General features: G+C 69.6%; 4 protein-coding genes. 3 read left to right on the plus strand and 1 reads right to left on the minus strand.

The genetic code is table 11. From position 1 onward, the window contains the following. Positions 1–9 precede the first annotated feature (9 nt). Together D7X12_RS39360 and thrS are read left to right on the plus strand one after the other, a co-directional pair. Positions 10–1,812 carry an OPT/YSL family transporter gene (locus tag D7X12_RS39360; protein WP_120630289.1) on the plus strand — a complete coding sequence of 601 codons (1,803 nt, stop codon included), beginning with the start codon at positions 10–12 and terminating at the stop codon, positions 1,810–1,812. A 263-nt stretch (positions 1,813–2,075) separates the two neighbouring features. Further along, complete coding sequence (thrS, locus tag D7X12_RS39365) at positions 2,076–3,278, plus strand: threonine--tRNA ligase (protein ID WP_120630286.1); 1,203 nt, start codon at positions 2,076–2,078, stop codon at positions 3,276–3,278. 59 nt (positions 3,279–3,337) lie between these two features. On the opposite strand, the gene D7X12_RS39370 is transcribed toward thrS, so the two are convergent. Further along, entirely contained in the window at positions 3,338–3,757 is a 420-nt protein-coding gene (locus tag D7X12_RS39370; protein WP_120630287.1) for a CBS domain-containing protein, read from the minus strand. A gap of 221 nt (positions 3,758–3,978) precedes the next feature. Here D7X12_RS39370 and msrB point away from each other — a divergent pair, with 221 nt between their 5' ends. Then, positions 3,979–4,401, plus strand: a complete 423-nt coding sequence (gene msrB / locus D7X12_RS39375) for a peptide-methionine (R)-S-oxide reductase MsrB (RefSeq protein WP_120630288.1) — start codon at positions 3,979–3,981, stop codon at positions 4,399–4,401. The last annotated feature ends 440 nt before the right edge of the window (positions 4,402–4,841 follow it).

A 4,841-nucleotide genomic window follows, 5' to 3' on the forward strand; every position in this document is an offset into this window, starting at 1 on the left:
TCCGCCCCCCTGTCGCCAGCGTCCGAAGCCGTCACGCCGCGCTTCCGCTTCCTGCCCGCGGTGAACACGTGGAAGTACCACCTGCTGCTCGCCACGGTGGCCATCCTCATCCTGGGCCCGCTGGGCGGCGTGGCCGCGTCGTACATGAACTTCAGCCTGGGCTTCTTCGTCGCAAGCCAGGTCCTCTCCGGCATCCTCGGCAGCGTCGTCACCTACGGCTACGGCGCGGAGGGCAAGCACGGCGCCAACTACATGCAGACGATGGCCGCGTCGGTGGCCTCGCTGTGCGCCATGTCCGTCTTGATTCAAGCCATGGTGTGGCTGGGCATGCCCCAGCCGCCCGCGTGGCAGCTCATGCTCTTCGTCGGGTGCGTGGGCATGTTCGGCGTGGGCGTGGGCATGCTCTACACGCCGCTGCTCGTGGACCGGCTCCAGCTGGACTATCCGTCCGGCTACGCCGTGGCCAACATCCTGCGCGCGCTCACCGACAAGCGCCTGCTCAAGGCCTCCATCGCGAAGCTGGGCGGCGGCACCGGCCTGGGCATCCTCGCGGCGCTGCTCACGGAGAAGGTGGCCCGGGTGGCCGCGCTGAGCATCAGCAGCTCCACCGTGGGCGCGGGCATGGTGGTGGGCAGCCGCATCACCGTGCCCGCGATGTGCATGGGCCTGCTGGGCCTGGCGCTCACGCCGCACCTGCGCGACATCGGGTGGTTGGGGCCTGATGACCCGTACCGGAAGATTGGCTTCCTCATCTCGCTCGCGATGATCTGCGGCGCGGCGCTGGTGGACCTGGCGCTGCTCGCGGTGCAGGCGGTGGCGCGCATCCGTGGCCGGGCGCAGGCGCCGGTGGACGACGAGCCCCAGTGGAAGAAGGTCAACGTGCCCCGGCTCATCGCCTGGGTGCTGGGCTGGGGCGCGGCCGTCGTCGTCGTGGCCACGCAGGTGCTGCACCAGCCCGTGGGCTTCATCGTCTTCGGGCTCGCGCTGTCGCTGCTGTTCGTGCTCATCAACGGCATCGCCTACGGCATCAGCGACAACAACCCCATCTCCAGCGCGTTCGTCATGTCCGTGCTGCTGATGTCGCTGCTGGGCCTGAAGGATCCGCTGGTGGGCCTGATGGCGTCCTCCATCCTGCTCATCTCCACGTCGGTGGGCTGTGACATGCAGCAGGACCGCTCCACCGGCTGGCGCCTGGGCACCAACCGCGTGGTGCAGTTCCGCTACCAGGTGCTGGGCATCTTCATGGGCGCGGTGCTGTGCGTGGCGCTGGCGCGCATCTTCATGACCGCCTACCCGGTGCTGTCCGTCAACCAGCTGGACCATCCCGACACGAAGGTGGGCCAGTGGGGCTCCGCGATGACGTACAAGTTCGTGGGCGCCATCCGCGACCTGGGCGCGCTGTCCGAGCACAAGGTGAAGGCGCTGCTCATCGGCCTGGGCGTCGGCTTCACGCTGGAGGTCATCCGGAAGGTCGTCCGCCGACACCCGGCGTACCTGCGCTTCGTGCAGGGCTCGCGCACCGGATTCGGCGTGGGCTGGGTGATGGACTCGGTGGTGCTGGCGAGCCCCTACGCGTATGCGTTCGGTGGCTTCATCGCGCTGCAGGCGACGCTGTGGTTCGGCGCGGGCGGCATCCTCACGTCGCTGTTCAACACCGGCTCCAAGCGCTTCGCACGCCCGCCCGCGCCCGGCGAGACGGTCCTCCCGGAGGACATGAGCACCATGTCCTTGGTGGGCGGCGGCCTCATCGCGGGCGAGTCACTCTTCTACCTGTTCGTGGGCCTCTTCGGCCTGCTGGCGCTGCTGGGCTGAAGGCCCACCCTGCCCCGGTGCACGGCTTGACTTTCCGTGCGACCGGGAGCATTTCTTGTCCCGTGAACCTCGTCAACGCCACCACCGCGACCACGACCACCACCGCTTCGGCGGGAGTGGGAGCGGTGCGCGTGTCGGTGGTCTGACGAGCGCACGGTTTCCTGCCCCGCCGGAGTTCCGGCCGGGGCGACCGTGCAAGCAGCATTCACGTCCCGTGTCCGGCCCCGGCTTCTTCACCCGACCGACCACACGGAGTCACGACGATGCTCGACGAACACGACCACCGCGCGCTGGGCCAGCGCCTCGACCTCTTCCACCTGCAGGAGGAGGCCGCGGGCATGGTGTTCTGGCACCCGCGCGGCCTGATGCTGTACCGCCTCCTGGAGGAGCACGTCCGCCAGCGCATGCGCGACGAGGGCTACCAGGAAGTCCGTACGCCGCAGCTGTACTCCCAGCCGCTGTGGGAGCAGAGCGGCCACTGGGAGAACTTCCGCGAGAACATGTTCTGCCTGCCCGAGGGTGAGCGGCACCTGGCCCTCAAGCCGGTGAGCTGCCCGGGCCACATCCACCTCGTGCAGCGCATGGCGCCCAGCCACCGAGACCTGCCCCTGCGCCTGGGGGAGTTCGGGCTCGTGCACCGCAGCGAGCCCAGCGGGGCAATGCACGGGCTGTTCCGCCTGCGCCAGTTCACGCAGGACGACGGCCACATCTTCTGCGCGGAGGAGCAGGTGGAGGCGGAGGTGGTGCGCTTCGTGAAGTCGCTGCGGGCGTTCTACGCGGGCTTCGGCTTCGACCACGTGCAGGTGGCCTTCTCCAGCCGTCCGGCCCAGCGTGCCGGCAGCGACGCGGTGTGGGACCAGGCGGAGGCGTGGCTGAAGTCCGCGGCGCTGCAGGCCGGGCTCCAGTTCGTGGAGCAGCCGGGCCAGGGCGCCTTCTACGGGCCCAAGCTGGAGTTCGTGCTCAACGACAGGCTGGGGCGCGCGTGGCAGTGCGGGACGATCCAGCTGGACCTGGTGCTGCCGGAGCGCTTCGACCTGTGCTACGTCGACGCGTCCGGAGCACGCGTGCGCCCGGTGATGCTTCACCGCGCGCTGTTCGGCAGCCTGGAGCGGTTCATCGGCATCCTGCTGGAGCACCACGGGGGCGCGCTTCCCGCGTGGCTCGCGCCCGAACAGGTGGTGGTGGCCTCCGTGGGCGCGGGGGCCGCCGCGTACGCGGAACGGCTGGTGGCCCGGTTGAGACAGATGGGCTGCCGGGCCCGGGCGGACGTGCGGGATGAGTCGCTGTCGCGCAAGGTCGCCAGCGCGCACCAGGACGGCGTGCCCTTCCTGGCGGTGGTGGGCGGCCGCGAGGTGGAGGGAAACAACGTCCGCCTCCGCCTGCGCGACGGAGCCCAGCGCGACCTGGCCTGGGATGAGGCCGTGGCGTGGCTGTCCGCCGCGTGCCAGCCGGCCGTGGCGGGCTGATCAGGTGTGAATGCCCGGCGTTCCCTTCTCGTGAAGGGGATGCCGGGCCCTTCAGCCGCTCACGAGTAGAGGCTGAGGTGCTCCAGCAGCTCACCGGGGCGCAGCAGCTTGCCGGGCACCGAGGCGACGTCATCCATGCTGAGGATGCCCACCGCGTGGTGCTCGTCGTCCACGACGACCAGCCGGCGCACGTTCTTGTCCTCCATCAGGAGTTCGCCGGCATCCAGCGTGTCGTCCTCGGAGCAGGTGATGACCGTGGGCGTCATCGCTTCCCGCACGGGCGTGACGTTGGGGTCCTTGCCCAGGGCCGTGGAACGCACGGCGATGTCGCGGTCGGTCAGCATGCCCACGAGTTCGCCGTTCTCCGTGACGGGCAGCGCTCCCAGCGAGCGGGTGCGCATGCGTTCGGCGGCGGTGCGCAGGCACTCATCCGCGTCGATGGTCTCCACGTCCTTGTGCATCAGTTCCGAGATCCGCATCGGTACCTCCCCCGGGGTGACGAGCTCCCACCGTGGAGTAGAACCGCCGCGCCGGGGCCCCTTCGCCGGCCCCGTCCCAGGGCCTGGAAGGCCGTGCCTGGGAGCGCCGGGGCGCCGGGCGCCCGCCTGTTCCCCTGCTATACGGTGCGACGGGAAACCCGACGGAGCATCCAAGACGGTGCTCCGGGCAGCAGGCCCGAAACGAACGTGGAGGAGGACCCATGGCGGACAAGCTCAATCTTTCCAATGACGAGTGGCGCAAGCGCCTCACCCCCGAGGAATTCGACGTGCTGCGCCGGCACGGCACCGAGTACCCCGGGACGGGCTGTTTCCTGGCCACCAAGACGCCCGGAACCTACGTGTGCGCGGGGTGCAACAACCCCCTGTTCAAGTCCGGGACGAAGTTCGAGTCCGGCACGGGCTGGCCGTCCTTCACCCAGGCGCTGTCCCCGGACTCCCTCACGGAGATCCGCGACGTGTCCCACGGCATGGTCCGCACCGAGGTCCGCTGCGCACGCTGCGACGGCCACCTGGGCCACGTGTTCCCGGACGGTCCGCCTCCCACGGGGCTGCGCTACTGCATGAACTCGGTGGCCATGAAGCATGTCCCCGAAGGCAGCCCCATCGAGTTGGTCCACGCCTGAGCAGGTCGCCAGAGGCTCGTTGACACCTCCCCGCAAAAACGCGGCTCGAGCGGATGCGTCTGAGGTCCACTGACGCAGGCGCTTCCCCTCTGGGAGGGCGTACCGGGCTTCATGGACGAGAGCTGAGGCGAAAGGCTGTCGCCGCCCACGAAGCAGGTGGTCTTTGGCCGTGGGCAATCGGGGGAGTCAACCGGCCCACCCTCCTCCTTGCGCACCTCCACGCAGGTGGGTCCGCAAGCGCCTGTGGATGGAGGCTCGGACTGAAGGCCCCCTTCCGGAGCCAAGGCGTCACAACCTGTCCGACAGTCGGACAGGTTGCCCGAAGCCTCACCTGGCACGTCCCCTCTGGCGCACTCACCACCGGGGTTGGTGGAGTTGAGCACCGGGGCGACCTGAAATCGCAGCGCCTCGCAGTCCGGCTCCACGGGGAGGGGCTGCGC

Source organism: Corallococcus sicarius (assembly GCF_003611735.1).
Taxonomy (GTDB): domain Bacteria; phylum Myxococcota; class Myxococcia; order Myxococcales; family Myxococcaceae; genus Corallococcus; species Corallococcus sicarius.